Source organism: Caballeronia sp. ATUFL_F1_KS4A, from assembly GCF_023630905.1.
Classification (GTDB): domain Bacteria; phylum Pseudomonadota; class Gammaproteobacteria; order Burkholderiales; family Burkholderiaceae; genus Caballeronia; species Caballeronia zhejiangensis.
Genome location: NZ_JALQEB010000002.1, coordinates 351,946 through 376,586, shown reverse-complemented (window position 1 = coordinate 376,586; position 24,641 = coordinate 351,946). Strand labels below are relative to the sequence as shown.

At 62.6% G+C, this 24,641-nt stretch carries 21 protein-coding genes and 1 tRNA gene; 9 read left to right on the top strand and 13 right to left on the bottom strand.

The features are described 5' to 3' along the window. Window positions 1-93 precede the first annotated feature (93 nt). A complete protein-coding gene (locus tag NCS03_RS04885) occupies window positions 94-639 on the top strand; it encodes a hypothetical protein (protein WP_034471272.1) in 546 nt (181 codons plus the stop codon). Here the strand turns inward: NCS03_RS04885 and NCS03_RS04880 are convergent. Beyond that, window positions 636-2,102 (bottom strand): aminotransferase-like domain-containing protein, encoded by a 1,467-nt coding sequence (locus tag NCS03_RS04880; protein ID WP_034471274.1) that lies wholly within the window; start codon window positions 2,100-2,102, stop codon window positions 636-638. The genes NCS03_RS04885 and NCS03_RS04880 overlap by 4 nt on opposite strands. 177 nt (window positions 2,103-2,279) lie before the next feature. Between NCS03_RS04880 and NCS03_RS04875 the strand changes: the two genes are divergently transcribed. The 6 genes from NCS03_RS04875 (at window position 2,280) to NCS03_RS04850 (ending at window position 9,992) form a co-directional block, all read left to right on the top strand. Beyond that, the gene (locus tag NCS03_RS04875) at window positions 2,280-3,062 is read left to right on the top strand and encodes a VOC family protein (protein WP_250528865.1); all 783 of its coding nucleotides are present in this window, start codon (window positions 2,280-2,282) and stop codon (window positions 3,060-3,062) included. Then, window positions 3,059-4,000 (top strand): DMT family transporter, encoded by a 942-nt coding sequence (locus NCS03_RS04870; RefSeq protein WP_008350719.1) that lies wholly within the window; start codon window positions 3,059-3,061, stop codon window positions 3,998-4,000. Before NCS03_RS04875 ends, NCS03_RS04870 begins: the two co-directional genes overlap by 4 nt. A gap of 75 nt (window positions 4,001-4,075) precedes the next feature. Next, the gene (locus NCS03_RS04865; RefSeq protein ID WP_008350720.1) at window positions 4,076-5,272 is read left to right on the top strand and encodes an aminotransferase-like domain-containing protein; all 1,197 of its coding nucleotides are present in this window, start codon (window positions 4,076-4,078) and stop codon (window positions 5,270-5,272) included. A 24-nt stretch (window positions 5,273-5,296) separates the two neighbouring features. Beyond that, window positions 5,297-5,758 carry a RidA family protein gene (locus NCS03_RS04860; RefSeq protein ID WP_008350722.1) on the top strand — a complete coding sequence of 154 codons (462 nt, stop codon included), beginning with the start codon at window positions 5,297-5,299 and terminating at the stop codon, window positions 5,756-5,758. A 427-nt stretch (window positions 5,759-6,185) separates the two neighbouring features. After that, window positions 6,186-7,097, top strand: a complete 912-nt coding sequence (locus NCS03_RS04855) for a PhzF family phenazine biosynthesis protein (protein WP_250528864.1) — start codon at window positions 6,186-6,188, stop codon at window positions 7,095-7,097. 453 nt (window positions 7,098-7,550) lie between these two features. After that, window positions 7,551-9,992 (top strand): bifunctional diguanylate cyclase/phosphodiesterase, encoded by a 2,442-nt coding sequence (locus NCS03_RS04850; protein ID WP_034471280.1) that lies wholly within the window; start codon window positions 7,551-7,553, stop codon window positions 9,990-9,992. 13 nt (window positions 9,993-10,005) lie between these two features. Here NCS03_RS04850 and NCS03_RS04845 read toward each other — a convergent pair whose 3' ends face one another. The 6 genes from NCS03_RS04845 to NCS03_RS04820 form a co-directional block, all read right to left on the bottom strand. Next, on the bottom strand, window positions 10,006-10,464 hold the full coding sequence (locus tag NCS03_RS04845) for a CopD family protein (protein WP_008350729.1): 459 nt from the start codon (window positions 10,462-10,464) through the stop codon (window positions 10,006-10,008). Window positions 10,465-10,668: 204 nt separating this feature from the next. Then, the gene (locus tag NCS03_RS31135) at window positions 10,669-10,863 is read right to left on the bottom strand and encodes a helix-turn-helix domain-containing protein (protein WP_277621788.1); all 195 of its coding nucleotides are present in this window, start codon (window positions 10,861-10,863) and stop codon (window positions 10,669-10,671) included. Between the two features lie 97 nt (window positions 10,864-10,960). Continuing rightward, window positions 10,961-13,279, bottom strand: a complete 2,319-nt coding sequence (parC, locus tag NCS03_RS04835) for a DNA topoisomerase IV subunit A (RefSeq protein ID WP_250439413.1) — start codon at window positions 13,277-13,279, stop codon at window positions 10,961-10,963. Window positions 13,280-13,304: 25 nt separating this feature from the next. Further along, complete coding sequence (locus NCS03_RS04830) at window positions 13,305-15,284, bottom strand: DNA topoisomerase IV subunit B (protein ID WP_250528863.1); 1,980 nt, start codon at window positions 15,282-15,284, stop codon at window positions 13,305-13,307. Window positions 15,285-15,585: 301 nt separating this feature from the next. Next, the gene (locus tag NCS03_RS04825) at window positions 15,586-17,520 is read right to left on the bottom strand and encodes an ATP-binding cassette domain-containing protein (protein ID WP_250528862.1); all 1,935 of its coding nucleotides are present in this window, start codon (window positions 17,518-17,520) and stop codon (window positions 15,586-15,588) included. A 202-nt stretch (window positions 17,521-17,722) separates the two neighbouring features. Further along, complete coding sequence (locus NCS03_RS04820) at window positions 17,723-18,130, bottom strand: DUF4399 domain-containing protein (RefSeq protein WP_033536673.1); 408 nt, start codon at window positions 18,128-18,130, stop codon at window positions 17,723-17,725. A 217-nt stretch (window positions 18,131-18,347) separates the two neighbouring features. Here NCS03_RS04820 and NCS03_RS04815 point away from each other — a divergent pair, with 217 nt between their 5' ends. Then, on the top strand, window positions 18,348-18,530 hold the full coding sequence (locus NCS03_RS04815; RefSeq protein ID WP_008350739.1) for a rubredoxin: 183 nt from the start codon (window positions 18,348-18,350) through the stop codon (window positions 18,528-18,530). A gap of 464 nt (window positions 18,531-18,994) precedes the next feature. Here the strand turns inward: NCS03_RS04815 and NCS03_RS04810 are convergent, their stop codons facing one another. From NCS03_RS04810 to NCS03_RS04795, 4 genes are all read right to left on the bottom strand, one after another. Continuing rightward, on the bottom strand, window positions 18,995-19,471 hold the full coding sequence (locus NCS03_RS04810) for a hypothetical protein (protein ID WP_250528861.1): 477 nt from the start codon (window positions 19,469-19,471) through the stop codon (window positions 18,995-18,997). Between the two features lie 840 nt (window positions 19,472-20,311). Beyond that, entirely contained in the window at window positions 20,312-21,058 is a 747-nt protein-coding gene (locus NCS03_RS04805) for a class I SAM-dependent methyltransferase (protein WP_250528860.1), read from the bottom strand. Then, window positions 21,058-21,855 carry a bestrophin-like domain gene (locus tag NCS03_RS04800; protein ID WP_008350748.1) on the bottom strand — a complete coding sequence of 266 codons (798 nt, stop codon included), beginning with the start codon at window positions 21,853-21,855 and terminating at the stop codon, window positions 21,058-21,060. The genes NCS03_RS04805 and NCS03_RS04800 overlap by 1 nt, the downstream gene beginning before the upstream one ends. 123 nt (window positions 21,856-21,978) lie before the next feature. Then, window positions 21,979-22,053, bottom strand: a tRNA-Arg gene (locus NCS03_RS04795). Between the two features lie 214 nt (window positions 22,054-22,267). Between NCS03_RS04795 and NCS03_RS04790 the strand changes: the two genes are divergently transcribed. Continuing rightward, window positions 22,268-23,365, top strand: a complete 1,098-nt coding sequence (locus NCS03_RS04790) for a site-specific integrase (protein ID WP_250528859.1) — start codon at window positions 22,268-22,270, stop codon at window positions 23,363-23,365. Between the two features lie 53 nt (window positions 23,366-23,418). Here the strand turns inward: NCS03_RS04790 and NCS03_RS04785 are convergent, their stop codons facing one another. Then, window positions 23,419-23,856, bottom strand: a complete 438-nt coding sequence (locus tag NCS03_RS04785) for a hypothetical protein (RefSeq protein ID WP_250528858.1) — start codon at window positions 23,854-23,856, stop codon at window positions 23,419-23,421. A 67-nt stretch (window positions 23,857-23,923) separates the two neighbouring features. Then, the gene (locus tag NCS03_RS04780; RefSeq protein WP_250528857.1) at window positions 23,924-24,601 is read right to left on the bottom strand and encodes a LuxR C-terminal-related transcriptional regulator; all 678 of its coding nucleotides are present in this window, start codon (window positions 24,599-24,601) and stop codon (window positions 23,924-23,926) included. Window positions 24,602-24,641 lie beyond the last annotated feature (40 nt).

The window sequence follows — 24,641 nt, the reverse complement described above, 5'->3', positions numbered from 1 at the left end:
TGCGGATGCGTTGGCCGTGTTGGCCGAATTCGTCCGATATAAGGGCGCGCCGCTCGATTTCAAGAGCGACGTGCACGCCGTTATGATGCCTGCATGCACCGCACCGCCCGCGCACTCACACCCGGCGAGATCGACATCGCCCGTTCGATCTTCCGCGACGCCATCGACTATTCGCGGGTGCGCGTGCACGCGCGCGCCTATCTGCCGTTCGGCCTGCAGCCGCGCCGCACGGCGATGGCGCCGAACGGCAACCTCTATTTTCCGCGCGGATGTTTTCAGGACGACTTCTCCGCCTGCGACATCGCCGACCGCATGTGGTTCATCCACGAGATGACGCATGTCTGGCAATTCCAGCTCGGCTATCCGGTGCGGCTGCGCGGCGCGATTCGCATCGGCCTGCGGTATGCGTACACGCTCGCCGATGACAAGCGCCTCTGCGATTACAACATGGAAGCGCAAGGCAACCTGCTCGCGGATTATTTCGCGCTCAAGTTCTGCGACGGGCAAAACCGCCTTTACGAGCATCGCTACCGGCATACGCCCGGCGCGCTCGCGCTCTATGAGACCGTGCTCGCGGAGTTCATCCGCGCGCCCGCCGCGCGCCGCAATCTGCCAAGGCTTGCCGGACGGCGCCGCTAGGCGCTGCGCCGCGCGGCCTTTTCCAGATAGTTCGACAGCAAGGCGGGCAAGGCCGGATCGCCGCAATTGGCGATGTTGAAGCGCATCCACGTCGTCGGAGACTGATGCGGCGAAAACAGGCTGCCGGGCGTCAGCAGAAAGCCGGCTTCGTGTCCGGCTGCCGCGAGTCCATCGGAATCGATGCCCGCGTCCGCCCACAGGAACATGCCCGCCGCAGCGGGCGGCGCGAAAAGTCTGAGGCCGGTTTTTTCCAGCATGCGCGCGGTCTTGTCGCGCACGCCGTCGAGCCGGGCCCGCAGCCGCTCGACGTGACGCCGGTAATGCCCTTCCGTCAACACCTTGTAGACGACGCGCTCGTTGAGCTCGGGACTCGTCATGCCGACGAGCATCTTCTGATCCGCGAGCGCTTTCGCGACTTCCGGCGCCGCCGCGATATACCCGACGCGCAGATTCGCCGCGAGCGTCTTCGAAAAGCTGCCGAGGAAGATCACGCGCTTCAACTGATCGAGCGATGCGAGGCGCGTCGCGGGAAAGCCAGCGGGACACAGATCGCCGTAGACATCGTCCTCGACGACGATGAAGTCGTATTCCTGCGCGAGTTGCAGGATGCGGTACGCCTGCGCCGCCGTCAGCGACGTGCCGGTCGGATTCTGCAGCACCGAATTGATGATGAGCATCTTGGGCCGCCAGGTCGCGACAAGCGTCTCCAGCGCATCGAGATCGGGGCCGTCGGGCGTGTACGGCATGCCGACGAGCCGCGCGCCTTGCGAAGCGAAGCGGCCGAACATCTGAAACCACGCCGGATCGCCGACGATCACGGCATCGCCCGGCTTCACATAAAGACGAGAAATGAGATCGATCGCCTGCGTGATGCCCGACACGAGCACGATCTGCCGCGCCGCCGACGCGCCGATCTCCAGTTCCTCGAGCCGCGTCTGCAACTGCTGGCGCAGCGGCAAAAAGCCTTGCGGCGTGCCGAAGCCCAGCATCTGCGCCCCGCTCTGGCGCGACAGCGAGCGCAGCGCGTTGGTGATCAATTCGCCGTCGAGCCAGCGGCCCGGCAAATAGCCGAGCCCCGGCCCTTTTTCAGGACTGGACGTATGCAGCATGTTGCGCAGCAGCCAGACCACGTCGATGGTGTTCTGCACCGGCTCGCGATCCGCCGCGACGGCGGGCGTCTCGCCCTTCGCGACGAGCGTCGGCGCGATGCGCTCGCGCACGTAAAAACCGGAGCCGCGCCGCGAATCGAGATAGCCGTGCGCGACGAGCCGCTCGTACGCCTCGACCACGGTAAAGCGCGACACGCCTTTATCCAGCGCGAGTTTGCGGATCGACGGCATCCGCATGCCCGGACGAAATACGCGCTCGTCGATGCGCCTGCGCCCCCATTGCACCAGTTGATCGACGAGCGTGAGCTGCGCGGCGTCGTGCGGGGCGGGAATCTGATCGAGCGGAACGGACATGCGGGCCTCCGGTCTGCGGCGCGCAGCGTGACTGGGCCGTCAAAAAGTGTACCGAATAGTATGGGGCCGATTGTACCGTTACTGTTCCAGTGCAAGCGGCTACATTTTGCTTTCGGGCTGCGCGTCGCGTGCGAACGAAGCGCTATGCTATCGGCCCTTTTTATCGCTTTGCCCGTCATGACCGACCATCGACTGAAACTCGATCACCTCGTGATCGCCGCACGCACGCTGGAAGAAGGCGCGCAGTTCGTCGCCGCAAAATTCGGCGTGGAAACCGCGCCCGGCGGCGCACATCCGCTGATGGGCACGCATAACCGGCTGCTGAATCTGTGGGGCGGCGCGTATCTCGAAGTGATCGCGATCGATCCGGCGGCGAATGCGGAAGCAGCGCGGCCACGCCTTTTCGCACTCGACGATCCGTCGATGCAGCGCCGCCTCGACGAGCACGGACCGCAGCTCGTGCACTGGGTCGCGCGCGTGGACCGGCCGAAGTCGCTCGCGCGCTGGCGCGAGCAGTATCCGGAGCGCATCGCGCCCGTCGCGGCGATGTCGCGCGCAGGCAATACCTGGGGCCTGACCGTACCCGACGACGGCGCGTTCCCCGCCTGGCAGGGCGCCGGCGATGGCGTGCTGCCGTCCCTGATTCAGTGGGACACGCCGCGTCATCCGAGCGGCGCGCTGCCGGAAACCGGCATCGCGCTGCGTTCGCTGACGGGGCTTCATCCGCGCGCGCGGGCCGTGGCGGAGCAGCTCGCGTGGCTCGGCGCGGCGCATCTGATGCGCGTCGAGGAGACGGCGGGCGCGCCGGTGCTCGTCGCGCAGTTCGATCTGCCCGATGGCACGACGCTCACGCTCGGCGAATCGGCGGAACAGGCCGAGGCGCGGGCGGCATCGAAGCCACGTCGCCCGAAGAAAACGGAATCACCCGACATGACCGACCACGGAGACACCGCACAATGAAGACCCGCGAAACCGAAGGCATGCTGCTCGGCCTGATCGGCGTCGTCATTTTCAGCCTGACGCTGCCGATGACGCGCATCGTCGTCGCGGAAGTCAATCCGATCCTGAACGGCCTCGGACGCGCGCTCGTCGCGGCCATTCCCGCCGCCGCGCTGCTTTTGTGGCGTCGCGAAAAGCTGCCGACGTGGCCGCAGGTCAAGAGCCTCGCGGTGGTCGCGCTGGGCGTCATCATCGCGTTTCCGGTGTTTTCCGCGTGGGCGATGAAAACCGTGCCCGCGTCGCACGGCGCGGTCGTGAACGGCCTGCAGCCGCTGTGCGTCGCCATCTATGCCGCGTGGCTCTCGCACGAGCGGCCGTCGAAGGCGTTCTGGGCGAGCGCGATCGCGGGCAGCGGGATCGTCGTCGCGTTCGCGTTGCAGGCGGGCGGCGGCGGGCTGCAGGCCGGCGACCTGCTGATGCTCGTCGCGGTCGGCATCGGCGCGCTCGGTTATGCGGAAGGCGCGCGGCTCGCGCGTCAGATGGGCGGCTGGCAGGTCATCTGCTGGGCGCTCGTGCTCTCGGCGCCGTTCCTGCTGCTGCCGGTCGGCTGGCTCGCGTGGGCGCAACTGTTCGGCAGCCACGCGACGCATCCCGAACCGCTCGCTCTCAAGACCTGGCTCGCGTTCGGCTACGTGACGCTGTTCTCGCAGTTCATCGGCTTCTTCGCGTGGTACGCCGGACTCGCGATGGGCGGCATCGCGCGCGTCGGGCAAGTGCAACTGCTGCAGATCTTCTTCACGATGGCGTTTTCCGCGCTCTTCTTCGGCGAGCACGTAAGCGGGTCGACGTGGCTGTACGCGGCCGCCGTCATCGTGACGGTCGTGCTCGGGCGCAAGTCCGCCGTGCGCGCCGCGCCGCAGCCGGCCGTGGTCGCTGCCGGCACGACGCACGCAAGATGACGCCTTCGCGCGATAATCGACGTTTGCGGTACGTTCCGCGATAAGAAATCACCCCAGAGACAATCGAGGCATTTCATGAATCAAGCCGATCTCCGCGCCACGCCGTGGCAACTCTCCGAACGTGCTCGCAAGCTCACCAGTTCGGCGATTCGCGAAATCCTGAAGGTCACGGAGCGGCCGGAAGTCATTTCGTTCGCGGGCGGCCTGCCCTCGCCGGCGACGTTCCCCGTCGAGGAAATGCGACACGCCTCCGAACGCATCCTGCGCGACCAGCCCGCCGCCGCGCTCCAGTACAGCGCGACCGAAGGCTACATGCCGCTGCGCGAGTGGATCGCGAAGCGGTATTCGGTGAACGGCGCGCATATCCGTCCGACGCAGGTGCTCATCACGACGGGCTCGCAGCAGGCGCTCGACCTGCTCGGCAAGACGCTCGTCGATCCGGGCAGCCGCGTGCTCGTCGAGACGCCGACGTATCTCGGCGCGCTGCAGTCGTTCTCGCTATTCGAGCCGCACTACGTGCAGGTGCCGACCGATGAATCGGGCCTGATCCCCGAAGCGCTTGACGCCACGCTCACCGCGAACGCGCGCCTGCTCTACGCGCAGCCGAATTTCCAGAACCCGACCGGCCGCCGCCTGCCGCTCGAACGCCGCCGCGCGCTCGCCGCGCTGGCTCAAAAAGCGTCGTTCCCGGTGATCGAGGACGATCCCTACGGCGCGCTGGACTACGCGGGCGCGCCGCTGCCCACGATGCTGTCGATGGCGCCCGATCACATCGTGCATCTCGGCTCGTTCTCGAAAGTGCTGGCGCCGGGCCTGCGCGTGGGCTACATCATCGCGCCCGAGGAGTTGCACTTCAAACTCGTGCAGGCCAAGCAGGCGACCGACCTGCACACGCCGAGCCTCACGCAGCGCATCGTTTATGAAGTGGTGAAAGACGGCTTCCTCGACACGCACGTTCCCAAGATCCGCGCGCTCTATCGCGATCAATGCAACGCGATGCTCGACGCACTGGAACGCCACATGCCCGCGGGCGTCGAATGGAACCGGCCGGAAGGCGGCATGTTCGTGTGGGTGAAGCTGCCGCAACACATCGATTCGATGAAGCTGCTCGAACAGGCGATCGCGCAGAATGTGGCCTTCGTGCCGGGCGGCCCGTTCTTCGCCAACGAAGCCGAACACAACACCATGCGTCTTTCGTTCGTGACGGTGCCGCCCGCCACGATCGACGAAGGCGTCGCGAAGCTCGGCGCGCTGATCCGCGCGAGCATCTGATTTCAACGTTTAGAGGAGCAACCGATGGCATCGAACGTGTACGACAAGCTGAAGGAACTCGGCATCGACCTGCCCGTCGCGGGCGCGCCCGCCGCCGCTTACGTGATGAGCGCGCAGAGCGGCAACACGGTGTATCTCTCCGGACACATCGCGAAGAAGGACGGCAAGGTCCACGTCGGCAAGCTCGGCGACAACATCACGACGGAAGAAGGCAAGGCGGCGGCGCGCAGCGTCGCCATCGACCTGATCGCGACGCTGCACGCGCACGTCGGCGATCTGAACAAGGTCAAGCGCATCGTCAAGGTGATGAGCCTCGTCAACTCGACCTTCGATTTCACCGAGCAGCACATCGTCACGAACGGCGCGTCCGAGCTGATCGCGGAAATCTTCGGCGATGCCGGCAAGCACGCGCGCTCGGCGTTCGGCGTCGCGCAGATTCCGCTCGGCGCGTGCGTCGAGATCGAGCTGATCGCGGAAGTCGCGTAAGGCGCGCTTTCGCTTCTGCATGGAGGCGAACCAAACACCTGCTCCAATGACAACGCCCCGTCCTCAGACCGCGAGAACGGGGCGTGCGTCACGTCACTTCATGTGAGTCTTACTTTGCCGGACGGCCGAAGCTCTGGAACTCGAGGTCCAGCCCCATCGGGCGCACCACGGCGACGCGGAAGGTCAGCGAATCGTATGCCGCGGCGGAGACGCCCTTCAGATCGGTGATAGTCGATCGCCAGCGAGATCGCGTACTTCGCATTGTCGACCGTCGAAGGTGAAACGCCGACGAAGCGGCTTGCCGCCGCATTGGTCGCTCGCGCCCGGCGCCAGACCGCAACGTGAAGCGCGGACCGCGGCCTTTCACAGACCGCGCCGGAGTGTATTGGGGGCAGAATGGCCCTTCCATCGAACTCATTCGAAAATCATGTCCTCACGCACCGTCCAGTTCAAGCAGGTCGATGTCTTCACAGCCGTTCCATTCAAGGGCAATCCGCTCGCGGTGATCTTCGACGCCGAAGGCCTCACGGCCGAGCGCATGCAGGAAATCGCCCGCTGGACGAATTTGTCGGAGACGGCGTTTCTCCTGCCGCCGACCGATCCGCGCGCCGACTACCGCGTACGCATCTTCACGACGGCAGTCGAACTGCCGTTCGCCGGACATCCGACGCTCGGCAGCGCTCACGCGCTCATCGATGCCGGTTACACGCCGAAGACGCCCGGCCGGCTCGTGCAGGAATGCGGCGTCGGACTCGTGGAGCTCGCGCAGCGCGGCGATACCAATGGCGATGCCGATGGCGGCGAGTGGGCGTTCGCCGCGCCGCCCGCCACCATCGCGCCGCTTTCAGATGCGCAGTGCGAGCGCCTCGCCGCCGCACTCGCGCCCGCCGTAATCGATTTCAGTTCGTCGCCCGCCGCCTTGGACAACGGCGTGCCGTGGCTCGTCGTGCGCGTGAAGGACGCGGCGCAGTGTTTCGCGACGTCGCTGCAAGGCGCGGCGCGCGAATCGCTCGCGGCGCTCGTCGCCGAGGTCGGCACACACGGCATCGCCATGTATGGGCCGCACGAAGCCGGCGGACCCGCGACGTTCGAATTGCGCGTGATTCTGCTCGGCGCGGAGAACATCGAAGATCCGGTGACGGGCAGCGCGAACGCGGCACTCGCGACGCTGCTGCGCGCGCGGGACCAGCGGCCCGGCCAGCGTTTCACGGTGAGACAGGGCACGGCGCTCGGCCGCGATGGCCGCGTCAGCATCGAATACGACGATGCGGCGGACGGCGCACCGATCTGGATCGGCGGCGCCTCGGTAACTGTGATCGACGGCACATTCCGCATCTGAAACAATGACCTACGCGCTGCCCGACGCCGCGCGTATACCCCCAAGCGCGGCCCCTTTCTTAATCCCGGCGGCTTCGTTAATATCTGAACAATCGGGGATCGGAACGCAATGGCGGTTCACATCGGCGGGCGACAGGCGTCGTGAGGGTGAGCCGCTCGCGCCGCAGCGCAAACGTATGCACGCGACGACACCGGATGCTCGCCGTCTCGCTCATGCCGGGCTTCGGGCGCTGCAGCGGCAAACGGCTCGCCGAACGGCCGTCGCGCGCGGACCTGAGGTGGATCGAGATGTGGATCGGGTCTCGGAGAAAATATCCGCCGATCATCCGCTGCGCGCCGCGCGCGGTATATTCACTCGTTTCGGTCGAACGCCTCAGAACATGCATCGCTTCATCCACCTCGCGCAGTCCGCAGCACGCAAGGCGCCACGCGACAGAGCGCCGACGGACACCCCATGAAGCGCACGCGCTCCCACGCCTTTTCCGACACCGTCCTCGGCGCGCCGTCGGCGCGGCGTCGGCGCGCGCTTCTCGCGATTCCCGTGCTCGGCACCTTCGTGCTCGTGCTGCTGTGGGCGGTGATCTTCGCCCGGCTGTCGGTCGAGCGCGAAGCGACCACGCATGAGTCGATGTCGTCCGCCGCCATTCTTTCGTCGGCGCTCGAACAGCACACCATCAAGGCGATTCACCAGGTCGACCAGATCACGCGCTTCGTCAAATACGAGTACGAGAAGTCGCCCGACAACTTCGATCTGATCGCCACCGTCGAAAAAGGCGTCGTGCAAAGCGACACGCTCGTGCAGGTTTCGCTGATCGACGAATACGGGACGCTGATCGCCAATACATCCGATCCGCATCCGAAACCGATCGATCTCTCCGACCGCGAACACTTCAAGGTCCACGCGCATTCGAACGACGATCTGCTCTACATCAGCCGCCCGGTGCGCGGGCGGGTATCCGGGCTCTGGACGCTGCAGATCACGCGGCGGCTCAATCATCCGGACGGCTCGTTCGCGGGCGTCGTGGTCGTGTCGGAAGACCCGGCGTATTTCACGAACGACTTCTACAACGTCGCGTCGATCGGGCACGAAGGCGTGATCGCGGTCGTGTCGGACAACGGCTCCGTGCTCGCGCGCAGCACGGGCGGCAGCCTGGCCGAGAGCGCCGCCGCGAATGCCGCCGCGAGCGCCCCGGCGAAAGGCAGCGCGCGCAGCGGCCCGGCCGATCGCTCGCACGCCGCGTTCAGCGCGACCGGCGTGTATCCGACGACCGATCACGCGTCGGGCATCTACGTCGATCCGATCGATCACGTGAAGCGCATCGTGTCGTACCGGCATATCGACGGCTATCCGCTCGGCGTGCTCGTCGGCCTGTCCGAGCGCGAGGAGATGGTCGACTACAACCACACGCGCAATGTCTATCTGCTGATGGCGAGCTTCATTTCGCTCGCGATGCTCGGCTTCTTCGCGGTCGCGACGGGCCTCATCGGCAAGCTGCTCGGGCGCGAGCGCGAGATGACGCATCTCGTCGAATACGACCTGCTCACCGGCCTGCGCAACCGGTATTCGACGCTGCGCGCGCTCAGGCTCGACGTGGCGCAGCCGGAAAACATCGGGCGCCTGGCGCTGCTCTTCATCGATCTCGACAACTTCAAGACCGTCAACGACACGCTCGGCCACAACGCCGGCGACATCGTCCTGCAGATGACCGCGTCGCGGCTCGCCGAAACGGTCGGGCAAAGCGGCACGCTGTCGCGCATCGGCGGCGACGAGTTCGTGGTCGTCGTGAAGGGCGACGACGTCGAGCAACGCGCCGTCACGCTCGCCGACGACATCTCGACGATGTTCGCCACGCCCTTCGACGTGCGCGGCAGCGCGTTCGTGCTGCATGCGAGCATCGGCATCGCGCTCTTTTCCGTGTCGAACGAGAGCGAAATCGATCTGCTGAAGAAGGCCGATCTCGCGATGTACAGCGCGAAGGACGCGGGCCGGAACTGCTATCAGTTCTATTCGCCGCAGTTGTCGCATCGCGCGGACCATTTGATGAAGTGGGAACAGCAACTGCGCGTCGCGTTGACGGAGCAGCAGCTTTTCCTCGTCTATCAGCCGAAGATCGATCTGACGCGCCGCTGCATCACCGGTTTCGAGGCGCTCGTGCGCTGGAATCATCCGCAGCACGGGCTCATTCCGGCGAACGAGTTCATTCCGGTGGCGGAATCGACAGGACTGATCGTCGCGGTCGGCGATTTCGTGATTCACACCGCGTGCATGGAGCTCGCGCAATGGCAGCGCGACGGCTATACGGGACTGTCGCTCGCCGTGAACATTTCGGCCGTGCAGTTCTGGCGCGGCGATTTGCTGGAGACGGTCGCGCGCGCGATCGAGGCGAGCGGCATTCCGCCCGACAAGCTGGAGCTCGAAATCACCGAGACCGTGATGGTCGAGTATCCGGAGCTCGTGCAGGAGAAGATCGTCGCGCTGAAGCGGCTGGGCGTGCGTATCGCGCTCGACGACTTCGGCACGGGATATTCGTCGCTGTCGTATCTGAACCGCTTTTCGGTCGATACGCTGAAGGTGGATCGCTCGTTCATCCAGGCGATTCCGGAAGATCGCAGCGTCTGCGTGATGGTGTCGGCGATCGTCAATCTGGCGCGCTCGCTCGGGTTGACGGTGATTGTCGAAGGCACGGAGCGCGAGGAGCAGATTGCGTGGCTCGCCGCGCTCGGGCCGGTGGAAGCGCAAGGCTTCCTGTTCTCTCGCCCGGTGCCGGCGGATGGCGTGCAGGCGCTGCTCGACCGTTTCGGCGTATGCGGATGGCCGCGCGGACACGCCCCGCGATCGCGCAAGGACGCCGGCCACGAATCGAGCACCGCGCTCAGCGACGAGCGCGGCGTTTAAGCGACGGGTCGAATCAGAAGCCGCGCGAAAGAACCGCCGTGCCGATCGTCACGACGCCCAGCACGAGATTGATCACGACGAGCCTTCTCACGGTGCCGACCGCCCTCGCGCCATCGGGCCAGTTCTGCGCCTGCACCGCGCGGCGGATGCGCGGAAAAACGGCGAAGCGGATGTGACCGAAGATCAGCATCATTACGATGCCGAGACCGGCCATCGCGTGCAGCGGCCACGCCGCATGACCGCCGCCGAATTGCATGAGCAGGAAACCGCCGGTGAGCAGGATGACGATCACCGAGGCGCCCACCCAGTTGAAGAAGCGCGCGAATACCGACTCCCAAAGCGGAAGACGCAGTTGCGGCGTGAGATCGCCGAGCGCGGGACGCAGGCAGAAATGCGCGAAGATCATTCCGCCTATCCAAACGGCGACGCCGAGCAAATGCAGAAAGAGCGCCGCTTCGATGGCTTTGTTCATTGTGAATTCCGGGGCTGATTTGAGTTGTTGAGTACGTGCAGGCACAAGGCATAGGAATACGCGCGGAGTGTGGAGTTCCCCGCCCGGCCGATTTTGTTCGACGATGACAGCGTGGCACGCGAAAGAACCGGATTATTCGTGACCCTAAGGATCGCGCGAATGGGATATGTTTTGCCGATGCCCCATGCCAGTCCGAGGCTTGCCTTAGTGACGGATATCGGCCGCCGGGCAGCTTTCCCGCCCCGGCTTCGCCGAGCGCCGCGGTGGACCGACGACGATCTGCACATTGCGACCAAGGCGCGCGAGCAGTTCGAGCATCTTCGCCTCGCCGAGCCCGCGAAACTGGCCACGCATCAGCTGCGAGAGCTTGGGTTGACTGATGCCAAGAAGCGTTGAAATGATTGATGTCTGAATCTCGCGAACGACAGACGATAAAAAGCCCGCACTGAGCGGGCTTCATGCTGTCATGGAGCGCGCGCGGCGCCCCATTGAAACATCACCCCTCGAACACCGGCCGCAGCTCCGTCACCTTCAACGACGAATCCGGCGCCCTTCCCTTTCTCGATCGCTTGCCGAGATGCAGTTGCAACTGCGATCCGCTGAGCTTCTCGTCCCTCACCTTCCCGCCGCGCCCGGTGCCGATCATCATCACGCCGCGCGCATCGATGGCGAGCGCCTGGCGCAGCGTTTCCTTCGGATCGAGGCCCATCAGAATGACGCCGCGACCGCCGCCCGACAACGTCTTCATCTCGTCCATGCCGAAGACGAGCAGTTTGCCCGCGCTCGACAAGCACGCGACATAGATCGCGCCCGGAATGACGGGCATCGGCGCGAGCGGTGCCGCGCCTTCGTCGATCGTCATGAACGCCTTGCCGGCCTTCTGGCGGCTCACCATGTCGCCGAGCTTCGCGATGAAGCCGAAGCCGTTACTCGATGCCAGCAGCAGTTGTTGTTCAGCATTCGCCGCGAAGTAATGCAGCAGATGCGTGCCCGATTCGAGCTCGATCAGCGACGTCACCGGCACGCCATCGCCGCGTCCGCCCGGCAACGCCGAAACCGGCACCGAATACACGCGACCCTTGCTGCCCCACGCGACGAGCGAATCCGGCGTGCGCGCCTGGAACGCGGCGTACAGCCCGTCGCCCTGCTTGAACGTGAAGCCCGCCGGATCGAGCCCGTGGCCCTTCAGCGCGCGCACCCAGCCCTTCTGCGACACGACCACCGTCACCGGTTCGTCGACGACACGCGCCTCGAACGTCGCGCGCTTCTCCTGCTGAATCAGCGTGCGGCGCTCGTCGCCGTACTGCTTCGCGTCCGCTTCGATTTCCTTGATCAGCACGCGCTTCATCGCGGCGTCGCTGTTGAGCAGTTCTTCGAGCTTCGTCTTTTCGTCGCGCAAGTCGGACAACTCTTGTTCGATCTTGATCGCCTCCAGCCGCGCCAACTGACGCAGACGAATCTCGAGAATGTCTTCGGCCTGCCGGTCGGAGAGATTGAAGCGCGCGATCAGCGCCTGCTTCGGTTCCTCCGACTCGCGGATGATGCGGATGACTTCATCGATGTTCAGGAAGACGATCATTCGTCCTTCGAGAATATGGATGCGGTCGTTGACCTTGCCCAAACGATGCTGCGTGCGCCGCGTCACCGTGACGAAGCGAAAGCCGATCCACTCGTGCAGGATCTCAACGATGCCCTTCTGACGCGGCCGGCCATCCGAGCCGATCATCACGAGGTTGATCGACGCGTTCGATTCGAGGCTCGTGTACGCGAGCAGCGTGTTGACGAACTCGGTCTGATCGATACGGCTCGACTTCGGCTCGAACACGAGCCGCACGGGCGCGTCCTTGCCCGACTCGTCGCGCACGGCGTCGAGCAGCGCGAGCATCGACTGCTTGGTCTGCACCTGCTCGGGCGTGAGCGTCTTCTTGCCGAGCTTGATCTTCGGATTCGTGAGTTCCTCGATTTCCTCGAGCACTTTCTGGCTCGACACGCCCGGCGGCAATTCCGTGATGACGACCTGCCACTGGCCGCGCGCGAGATCCTCGATCTTCCAGCGCGCACGCACCTTCAGGCTGCCGCGTCCGGTTTCGTAGGCCGTCGAGATTTCCGTCGGCGATGAAATGATTTGCCCGCCGCCGGGGAAATCCGGTCCGGGCAGTTTCTCCATCAAGCCCGCGTGGCCGATCTTCGGATCGCGGATCATCGCGACAGCGGCTTGCGCGACTTCGCGCAGATTGTGCGACGGAATTTCCGTCGCCAGCCCGACCGCGATGCCCGATGCGCCGTTCAGCAACAGGAACGGCAAGCGCGCGGGCAATAGCTTCGGCTCTTCGAACGAGCCGTCGTAGTTCGGCATGAAATCGACCGTGCCCTGATCGATTTCATCGAGCAGCAAGCGCGCGATCGGCGTCAGACGCGCTTCGGTGTATCGCATGGCCGCCGCGCCGTCGCCGTCGCGCGAGCCGAAATTGCCCTGGCCGTCGATGAGCGGATAGCGCATCGAAAAGTCCTGCGCGAGACGCACGAGCGCGTCGTACGCCGATTGATCGCCGTGCGGGTGATATTTACCCAGCACGTCGCCGACCACGCGCGCCGACTTCACCGGCTTGGCGTTGGCCGCGAGGCCCATCTCGCTCATCGCGTAGAGAATGCGGCGCTGCACGGGCTTCTGTCCATCGCACACGTCGGGCAGCGCGCGGCCCTTCACCACGCTCACCGCGTAGTCGAGATAAGCACGTTCGGCGTAATCGCCGAGCGTCAGTTGTTCGCCGTCCGGTGCAGTCTGTTCGGCGAAGAGATCGTCTGTGATTCCCATCGAATGTCCGTGTTAATGCGTTCCGTCAGATGTCCGCTTCGACTTCGTTGCCCTTTTCTTCGAGCCAGCTTCGGCGCGAGGCCGCTTCGCCCTTGCCCATCAGCATCGTCATGCGCGAAACGGTGAGATCGAAGCCGAGATCGCCGAGCGCGACCGGCAGAAGACGGCGCGTGTCCGGGTTCATCGTCGTGTCCCAGAGCTGTTCGGCGCTCATTTCGCCGAGGCCCTTGAAGCGGCTGATGGTCCACGCCGTTTCGCGCACGCCGTCCTTGCGCAGCTTGTCGAGGATCGCTTCGAGTTCGCCTTCGTCGAGCGCGTAGAGCTTCTGCGCGGGCTTCTTGCCGCGCGCGGGCGCATCGACGCGGAACAACGGCGGACGCGCGACGCACACATGGCCGCGCTCGATCAGTTGCGGGAAATGCTTGAAGAAGAGCGTGAGCAGCAGAACCTGAATGTGCGCGCCGTCGACGTCCGCATCGGAGAGAATGCAGATCTTGCCGTAGCGCAGATTCGACAGATCGATCTGATCGTCGGGACCGTGCGGATCGACGCCGATCGCCACCGCGATGTCATGCACTTCGTTGTTCGCGAAGAGCCGGTCGCGTTCCGTTTCCCACGTATTCAGCACCTTGCCGCGCAACGGGAGAATCGCCTGGAACTCCTTGTCGCGGCCCATTTTCGCGGAGCCGCCCGCCGAATCGCCCTCGACGAGAAAGAGTTCGTTGCGGGAGATATCCGTCGATTCGCAATCGGTGAGCTTGCCCGGCAACACGGCGACGCCCGAACTCTTCTTCTTCTCGATCTTCTGGCCCGCGCGCGTGCGCGCCTGCGCCTGGCGAATCACGAGCTCCGCGAGCTTCTTGCCGTATTCGACGTGCTGATTGAGCCACAACTCCAGCGCCGGCCGCGAGAACGACGACACGAGCTTCACGGCATCGCGGCTATTGAGGCGTTCCTTGATCTGCCCCTGGAACTGCGGATCGAGCACCTTCGCCGACAGCACGAACGACACGCGCGCGAACACGTCTTCCGCGAGCAGCTTGACGCCCTTCGGCTGGAGATTGTGAATCTCGACGAAGTTCTTCACCGCCTGAAAGAGACCGTCGCGCAGACCGGATTCATGCGTGCCGCCCGCGGGCGTCGGAATGAGGTTGACATACGATTCGCGCAGCAGCGGCCCTTCCTCGGTCCACGCGACGACCCACGACGCGCCCTCGCCTTCCGCGAACGTTTCCTCGGTGTTCTTCGAGCTTTCCGCGTAGCGTTCGCCTTCGAACAACGGAATCAGCAGTTCGCTGCCGCCCATGCCTTCGAGCAGATAACCGCGCAGACCGTCTTCGTATTTCCACGTCTGACGCTCGCCCGTTTTCTCGATGACGAGCACCACTTCGACACCCGGCAACAGCACGGCTTTCGAACGCAGGAGGCGCTGCAATTCGCCGAGCGGCAGATTCGGCGAGTCGAAATACTTCGGATTCGGCCATGTACGCACGCGCGTGCCGCTCTTCTTCGCGCCGCGTTCGGCTGGGCGCGTCGTCAGTTCTTCGATGACGTCGCCATTGGAAAACGCAAGCTGCGCGACCTTGTTGTCGCGCCAGACGGTGACTTCGAGACGGGTTGCGAGCGCGTTCGTCACCGAGACGCCGACGCCGTGCAGACCGCCCGAGAACGTATAGGCGCCGCCCGCGGCCTTATCGAACTTGCCGCCCGCATGCAGCCGCGTATAGACGATCTCGACTACCGGCACGCCTTCTTCCGGATGCAGGCCGAAAGGAATGCCGCGGCCGTCGTCCTCGACGGTCACGGAGTTGTCCTGATGCACGGTGACGGTGATTTGCTTGCCGAAGCCGCCGAGCGCTTCGTCGGAGGCGTTGTCGATCACCTCCTGAATGATGTGCAGCGGATTCTCGGTCCGCGTGTACATGCCGGGCCGCTGCTTGACCGGCTCCAGGCCCTTGAGCACCTTGATCGATGCTTCGCTGTAGCCGGCTGCCTTGGCGTTCATGACCTGGCGCTTGCCTCGTTCAGTGCCTGTCGCCATTGCGCTGGATTTTTTCGTGGACATAGTTGAACGTTGATCCGGCTCTCGAACGCCTGACGGAATGTCACGACATGACGCCCGATCTGCCGGCAAATGCTTGATGTTGTGCCTGGCCGGATGCGTTGAAAGCGAGGCAAAAAAACGCCCGCCGATCCGAGCCGCGCTAGGAGAATAGCGGTTTTCGCCCGCCGCGCCCACCTCGGCGCGATAAAACGCGCTTCGTTCGCGTACATGCGTTCGGCACACGCACAGCGGGCGCGAGCCGCTATTTGCGCTTCGCTTCGAGCTCTTCCCAGCGCTCGAGGGCGACGAGCAACTCCTCTTCGATCGCCGCGTGTCGCTCGGAAAGACGCGCGCCTTCCTTCGCGTCCTTCGCGAAGATCGAGCCGTCTTCGAGTTGCGCGCCGATAACCTTCTGCTCGTCTTCGAGTTCGGCGATGCGCCCCGGCAGCGCTTCGAGTTCGCGCTGTTCCTTGAACGACAGCTTCACCGTGCGCTGCGCATTGCGGCCGGCGGCGCTGTCTTTCGGCGCATCGTCTTTCGGCGTGTCCTTCGCGGTCTGACGCGCCGCTTCTTCAGCAATGCGCTCCGAACGTTCGCGCTGAACCTGCCAGTCGGAGAAACCGCCGACATATTCGCGCCACTTGCCGCCGCCTTCCGCGGCGAACACCGACGTCACGACGTTGTCGAGGAACGCGCGGTCGTGGCTCACGAGCAACACGGTGCCGTCGTAATCCGCCAGCAGTTCTTCGAGCAGTTCGAGCGTCGGGATGTCGAGATCGTTGGTCGGCTCGTCGAGCACCAGCACGTTCGCCGGCCGCGCGAAAAGGCGCGCGAGCAGCAGGCGATTGCGCTCGCCGCCGGACAGCGACTGCACCGGCGAGCGCGCGCGTTCGGGCGCGAACAGGAAGTCGCCGAGATAGCTCATGACATGCTTCTTCACGCCGTTCACTTCGACCCATTCGCTGCCGGGACTGATGGTGTCGGCAAGCGATTTGTCGAGATCGAGCTGCGCGCGCATCTGATCGAAATACGCGACCTGAATGTTGGTGCCGGTCCGCACGCGGCCTTCGTCGGGCTGCAGTTCGCCGAGGATGAGCTTGAGCAGCGTGGTCTTGCCCGCGCCGTTCGGGCCGACGAGACCGATCTTGTCGCCGCGCATGACAGTTGCCGTGAACCGGTCGACGATCGTGCGTTCGCCGTAGCGCTTGGTCACATCGGTCAGTTCGGCGACGATCTTGCCGGACTTCTCGCCCTGCCCGACATCGAGCCTGACATTGCCCTGCACGTTGCGGCGCTCGGCGCGTTCCTTGCGCATTTCGACGAGCCGCGCGATGCGTCCGACGCTGCGCGTGCGCCGCGCCTCGACGCCTTTGCGGATCCACACTTCTTCCTGCGCGAGCAGCTTGTCGAACTTCGCCTGTTCGATCTGCTCGACTTCGAGCTGTTGCGCCTTCCTCGTCTGATACGCGCTGAAATTGCCGGGATACGACAGCAACCGACCGCGATCCAGTTCGACGATGCGCGTCGCCACGCGATCCAGAAACGCGCGATCGTGCGTGATGAAGAGCAGGCCCGTGCGCAACGTGACGAGCAGTTCCTCCAGCCAGCGGATGCCGTCGAAGTCGAGGTGGTTGGTCGGCTCGTCGAGTAGCAGCACGTCGGGCTGAACGACGAGCGCGCGCGCCAGCGCCACGCGCTTTTTCATGCCGCCGGACAGATCGCCTGCGCGGGCATCGCCATCGAGACCGATCTGCGCGAGTGTCGTCGCGACGCGCGTGCGCCAGTTCCACGCGTCGCGGGTATCGAGCGCCGACTGCAGCGCGTTCATGCGCACGAGCAGCTCGTCGTGCTTCGCGCCTTCGGGCGTATCGGCGAGCGCGTGCGCGACGGCGTCGTACTCGTCGAGCAACGCGCGCGCTTCGGTGAGGCCGGACGCGACGACATCGAACACGGATGCGTCGAGATCGAACTCGGGTTCCTGCGGCACGTAGACGGTCGTGAGCTCGCTCTGACGCGTGACGAGCCCGTCGTCGGGCGCGGCGAGCCCCGCGACGATCTTGAGAAGCGACGACTTGCCCGCGCCGTTGCGGCCGATCAGCCCGACACGCTCGCCCGCTTCGAGCGAGAAGTCGGCGTGGTCGAGCAATGCGACGTGGCCGAACGCGAGCTGCGCGTCCGAGATGGAATAAAGCGACATGGGAAAACCGGATGAATGGCGAAGAATCGGCGCCGAACACGCGAGCAACCGATGGAAGCGGCCATTGTACCGGGCGCGGCGCGCGATCACGCACGCTGCATCCGCCATTGGCCGAACGGACGAGGCGCGCGGCGCCAGCAAGCGCGAAAGGCCGCCCGGATGCGCTCCGTGGCGGCCTTTCCTCGCGTCGTGCCGAAACAACTTACTGCACGTGCACCTTGATCGTCTGGCTCATTTCGGGGCCGTACGAGCGGTGCGCGCCGTCGCCGAACTGCATTGTCAGCGTGTGATCGCCGGGCGGCAGCTTCACGTCGGCTTCGGTCTGGCCCTTGCCGAAGTGCAGCGACGTGTCGTTCGCGGGAATCACGGTGCCTTTGGGCAGCGGCTTGCTATCGATCAGCAGGTGGTGATGGCCGGTTCCATCGGTCATCGTGCCCGCCGGAGCGACCGACATGCCGTCGACGCCGAATCTGACGTGCACGGGGCTCGTGACGGTCGCGCCATCCTTCGGTTCGACGAAATAGACGCGCGCCTGCGCATGCGCCGCGCCGGCGTACTGGGTGAGCAGGACCGCGCCCGTCAGCATCGCGCCCAAGAGCTTTTTCTTCATCGTTTTCTCCACGTTGTGAAACCGGTCGATGGCGCGAGTCGGCGCCGGAGCCTCGAAAAGCATACACCGGGCTTTCGGCACGCCGGAATCGGGACCATCCTGCCTACGGCGATCGGGGAACGATCGCGCCGATTACGGTAAGATGCCGGCTCGCTGCACCGCGCATCGTCTTCGAACGCACGCGGTCCGTTTATTTCTTTCGAATCAAGAGTCTGTCGTGAGCGAAGTCATCGAATTCAAAAGCTGGGTCTGCCTGATTTGCGGCTGGATCTACAACGAGGAAGAAGGTCTGCCGGACGATGGCATCGCTGCCGGAACCCGTTTCGACGACATCCCCGCCGACTGGCGCTGCCCGCTGTGCGACGTGGGCAAGGCCGATTTCGTCGTCGTCGAGTTTTGATGCTGGCGCCGCGCCTAATTGGCGGCGCGGCGCAGGCCCTGTCAATCGCAAAGTTTTAGCATCGCGACAAGGTGGCGGGTGCGCCATCTGGTTGTGACCAATCTACTTTGCAGATATGACGCTACGATGCGCGCGGCATGAAGCAGTCGGTCATGGCGCAATTCTAGCGCCGCCAGCCTGCTACTCAACATCACCGCATCGCTTTCTGCTTTCTCGCGCAACGCGACTTCCGTTGCTTTCTGCGCGTTGATGTTTGCAAATTCCTCCCTTAAACGCTCGTGTTCTTTTACAATTAACAGCCCTGAGAACTTATCGCCACAACTTTTTAGCCGATTTCCAACGCCGCGCGGCGCCGTTCGCTTGAGAATGAGCCTGATAGCTTATTCATAAAGTAGGCGTGAGCACGGTCTCCAGTGACCAAGGAGACTTGATTCAGCAAGCTCCCATACCTAATCAGACCACTTTTATTTAGCACCTATGTCCCTAAAATCTTCTCGCGGTAAGACTTCGTAGCCCCTTTGTCGTACTGACGCGTCATTGTCGCACCGTCGGTCGAATACCTTTCGACCTTTTCTAAATGCGATCACTCCAGCGCTGGAATCGCTTTCATCCCTCGCCAGCACCATTCTGTCGAACAAATAATAAACGTATCCGTCGTTCTCGAAACGCACATGCACCTCGCCGCCACCAACCAGTGGCCTAGACGATAAATAGAACTTCGTCTTGCTGTCTTTGCTTGATAATTCCATACGAACTTTCCCTCGCAGTCCTGCTCGATAGATGACAGAACCATCACTCGACTCGCATAGCGAGCTCGTCGACCGAGAAAATTCACAATTAAAAATTACCGCCTCTTTAGTTGAACACAACCCTTCGGCACGAGCCGTATCACCACATAAAAGTTCGAATATGCCTGCGGCAAGTAACGCAAATTTTTTCATTATCGCTCCGCTGGCAGATTCAGTAAATGTGCGATTCGATTGAATCTTGCCAATCGATCAGCAAGCCCCTTTTGCCCGCCGTTGACTCTTCTCGTAACATTGACCACGGTACCGCTGTCAGCGATCGCGTTAAGCGAATTTCTAGACCAAAAGACGTAGGCAGATTCGACTGCATAGTTTAGATCTGACAATAACTCTGGGAACTGAACGAAATCCCTCACGTCCTCGGGCGAACGACGATTATGCTCTTCCATGAATGATCTGTAGTTCGCGCGACCAGTGGTTTGGATGAATCCCCGTCCGCCATACTTATAGCCATCCCCACTCTCTTCGTGGCCATTTCCATTTCGATTTGCGTAAACGTAGTTCGCAAGATGTTCTGAATTGTACGCATAGTACTCAGATTGCGTCCAAAGCTTATCCCCGATAATTGCCGAAAATCAACAGACGCTTGCCCTTCAGCAGACCTTCGGAATTAACCTTCGCATCTTCCGCTAAGGCCTGAACACTATAAGTGTAATCGCCGATGCTCACAGGTCGATCATGATGCGCTGAATACAACGATGATTTAGGAAATTTCGGCGTTTATTCTGTGATAAATTGTTTTCCGATGTACAGGTTTAGATGCGCAACTGCTATTTGTATAAAGCCTATTATCAGGATAATATCGCGAATTAGATTGCAAACGTCCGAGGTTTTCGGCGCGTCAACTTATCGATCCCGGCGAAAGGCATAGGGTTCGCGCATGACACCGCGCGCCGAGGTTCAAACAATGCGAAGAACATTGATCCGCTGGACAGAATGCCAACGCGTTAAGTCAGGGGATTGAACTTGATCCAGTCAGCGCGCCACCGCGATCAACTCGCGGCTCACTTCATCGACCGGCGCGCGGTTCCAGTCTCCGAACCAGTCGATTTTTGCGAAACCCGCATCGGTCAGCAAGCGCGCAAGTTCGTCACGCGTGCGAAAGCGCAGCTCGCTCACGGCGCTCAGCGTTTGCTCCGGCGCGTCGGGCGTCGGCATGAAGCGGTAATGCGTCGTGAACGCGACGCGTCCCGTCGAAAGCGGATCGGGCTCGGCGTGCCGCTCCTGCCACACTTCCACCGCGCGTCCATCGGGCGCGCTCACGCATCTCGACGAACGCTCGCGCGTCCAGTTGTCCCACGCGCGCGCCGCCGGATGGCGGCTCTCGAACGCGATCGCGCCGCCCGGCCGGATCGCCCGGCGCGCGGCTTTGAGCGTCGCGAGAAACGCGTCATCGTCGAGAAAGACTTGCGCGACGTGGCCCGTCATCACGAGCAGATCGGCCGCGCCGACGAACGGCAGCGCGCTCGCGTCGCCTTCGATCCACGTCACCTCGTTGCCGTCGGGACGCGAGCGCGCGACGCGCAGCATCTGCGGCGACGGATCGATGCCCGTCACGCGATGGCCGCGCTTGGCCAGCTCGCAAGCCAGCAACCCCGTGCCGCAACCCAGATCGACGACGTGCCGCGCCGATTGCGCCAGCGCGAGATAAAACGCCGTGTCGGCGGCGAACGGATTGAGGACGTCGTAGAGCGCGACGAGGCGCGGATCGTCGTAGAGCATCAGCGGGATTCGTAGGAGAGCGCGTCGCGCATCGGCTGGCTGCCGACCATGATCGGCCCGGTGAACGGCGTATCGAGATCGAGGATCACGAGCACCGCCGACGCGATCGACAGCGCGCCGAGCATGATCGTCACGAGCGAGAGCGCGTTGCGCGGCGCGATCAGCCCGAAGCACAGAAAGATGATGAGCAGCCAGCCGACGAGAATCCGGTCGAACGGATACGAAATCGATCCGTGCGCCTCCTCGATCAGCTTCCAGCGCAGCGCGATCAGCTGCTCGAAGCGCGCGGCGGCTTCGACCGCGAGCTGGCGATGATAGTCATCGCGCGGAACCAGCAAGCGCACTTCGCGCTGCGCCTCGCTCAGCATGGCGCCGAGCGTGCTGCTCGCGAGACTGTCGTTCTTGTTCGGTGCCTCGACCGCCGGATATTCGCCGGGCGGCCGCGGCTCGCTCGGCCACGTGCTCGCCACCGCCGCCGCCGTGTATTTGCGCAGGAGTTGCCGCGCGTGACCGAGTTCGGCGCCGTAGTCGCGCATCGTGCGATCGAGTTCGATGATCGAGGACGCGTAGCTGCGCATGTCGTTGTTGGTCGTGTCGAAAACCGTTTTCGCCGATGCGGTCAGAAGGCCGAGCACGAGCGCCGCGAACGTGACCAGCATGCCGACGAGCAACTGGACCAGTTGCACCGTCTCCTGCGCCTTGTGTTCCTCGGGCAGAAGCGGCCGCACGATCGCGCCGATGCCCGTGCTGGCCAGAAGGAGAACGAAGACGAGCACCGCGGATTGAATTTCCGTCATGAGCGCGCGAGCCGTGATGGCGTGACCGGAGTGGACGCATTATCGACGGGAAAGCGCGCGCGGTCCAATGCGGACCGGATACGGCGAAGAAAAAGAAGGGGGAAAAACGGCGTGCGGGAATCGTGGTCCCCCCGGCAGGAATCGAACCTGCATCTAGCGCTTAGGAGGCACTCGTTCTATCCATTGAACTACGGGGAGATAGACTCTTCTATGGGGAAGACGCTGACCTAGATAAATCCCGGTCAAAGCCTTATCCAGCTTGCGTTTCCGGCCGATTCCGCCTCATCCTAAGTGAAGCGCCGTGACACGCAATGAAACCCAATTTACCGCCGTCCTTGCTACAATTTTGCTACAGAACCGCTATTCTCACCCCTTAGCTGATCTGGCACTGCTACAAAATTGAGGACATCAAGTGGCATCGATTCTGCAAATCGGTGGCCGCTGGCGCGCCCAAGTGCGTCGCCGGGGCCAGAGTATAACAAAGACCTTCAAAACGAAAAGCGCCGCCCTGGCCTGGGCTCGCGACCAAGAGACGGCGATTGACAAGGGCAACAACCCTGTCGACGCGCATCACCTTACCGTCGGGCTACTGATCACGAAGTACCGCGAAGCTCGGTCGGACTCTGGACGTGCCATACCGGCCAAGTCGAATGAAGACTACATCCTCAAGCGCCTCTGCGATGCATTTGGCGACGAGCTTGCTGCACGACTCAACACCCAGCGAATCGTGAAATTCGCCCAGATGCGCAGAGCCGCGGGAGCCGGCGAGTATACAGTTGACATGGATCTGTCGAAGCTCGGCACCGTCATGCGGCACACGGCATCCCTTCTCGATGTCGTGCTCCCCGACGCAGTTGGTACAGCACGGCCTGCGTTACACCACTTGCATTTGATTGGTCCTGGAAAAAAGCGCGAGCGCCGCCCCACGAGTGACGAGATCGAGAAGATTTTTGCCTGGTTCGCCGAACACCCAGAGCGGGAACAGGCGATGCCTGACTTGCTGCGTGTGGCCATGCAATGCGCATTTCGCCGCGGCGAGCTATTTTCATTACGCTGGGACGACATAGACAAAGAACAGCATCTCGCACTAGTGCGCGATCGGAAGCATCCGCGTCAGAAAATTGGGAACGACGAATGGGTGCCCCTAATCGGTGATTCGTTTGAGGTGCTAATGCGCCAGCCGCGTCATCCGGTCCCGGCTTCATATCTCGCTCGTCGACAAACGGAGCCGAACTTGCCACCACATAAGAATGAATTCATCTTTCGGTTCGACAAGGGAACCGCGAGCAAGTATTTCAAGCAAGCGTGCGACGAAAAGGGAATCGTCGACCTTCGATTGCATGATCTGCGGCATGAAGCGACGAGCGCCCTTTTCGAAGCGGGTTGGGAGATTCCCGAGGTTGCAGCCGTCACTGGTCACAAGGACTGGCGAAACCTCAAACGCTACACAAACTTGAAGCCGGCGGAGGTAGCAAAGAAGGGCCGGTTACGCATCGTCAAGTCGGCCTAACGTAGAAATCCCAAAACAAAATTGCAGCGTAAGGCGTAGCGGTTCGTCGCCCGCTACCGCTCGCTTTCAGAGGCTCGAGCCATTGCAATGCCAAAATAAGCTCGGGCGGGCAACGGAACAGTTGTCGCCCCGCACGGGTATGAGGCGAACTTACAAAAGTTCGGAGGCAGGCCGGAAGGCACGTTAAGAGAGCCTGAAATCACTGGTGCGTCCCATAAGACGACTATGTCTGCATCTTTCTGCCTTCCAAATTCAAATGCCTCTTGATAGTTGCGACCGACGTCATTGTTCACAAAGGCCGACACTCCCAGGATCACGTATCCTTTTGCCAGCAACTTATCGACGCGCTCTGATAGATTCCCGGCCACATAGACGGCGATATCCGCGCCCCTTTGCCCAATGCCCGTAGCGGCGGGCATAACGAACGACTGATAGTGCTCAGTGTATGAATTGGCGCATCCTGAGATGAAAATCACGGCGATGAGATGCATCGAAAGCCGGATTCGACGCCACGATTTGTACTGCCGATAAAAAGACTTAAACACCTTCACGGCTGCCTCACGAAGGCCATGATGACGAGCAAGCGGATCCGATCTCGATCAGCGTGAAGTCTGGAGCCGAAAAAACGCGAAACAACTCTGCGTCTGAGTTCACCTGTAACTTCCGCATCGCGTTCTTTTTGTGTGTACTGATCGTCTGTTTCGATCGGAATAGGGTCAGGGAAATTTCCTTTACGGACAATCCTGCTAATACGGATTTCATCACATTTACTTCGCAGCGAGATAGAGGCTTAGCGTCTGCGCCGCCCCGCAAATTAGGGGCAGTCGAGTCTGCAAGAGTGGGAGAGATATAGCTCGCCTTCGCGTGTGCAGCTGAAATTGCAGCCGGCAGAAAATCGATAATGTCTTCTTTATCAAGAATGGCGTGCACCCCCAACTGCGCCAAAGTCGACACGTACGCGGCATTTCGGATGCAAGAGTGCAAAACCACACCCACTTCCGGGTGATCGTCCAAGATAATTTTTACGAGCGGCCTGAATGCGTTTCCGTTCGCTTCACACGCTGCCTCACGTCCTGTGACAACAACGTTGAAATTATTCGTTGAGACGATTTCTGGAAGTTCTCCAATTTGTCGTACCGTTGCAACCAAGTTGACACCTTCGCAGCCACGAAGAAGTGATTCGATACCGAGCGCTGTCAGTGGATGACTTTCAGCGGACAGAACGTTAATTGACATTATTTTTTACCAATTGACTCGACAAAAGCGCAAAAAGGTG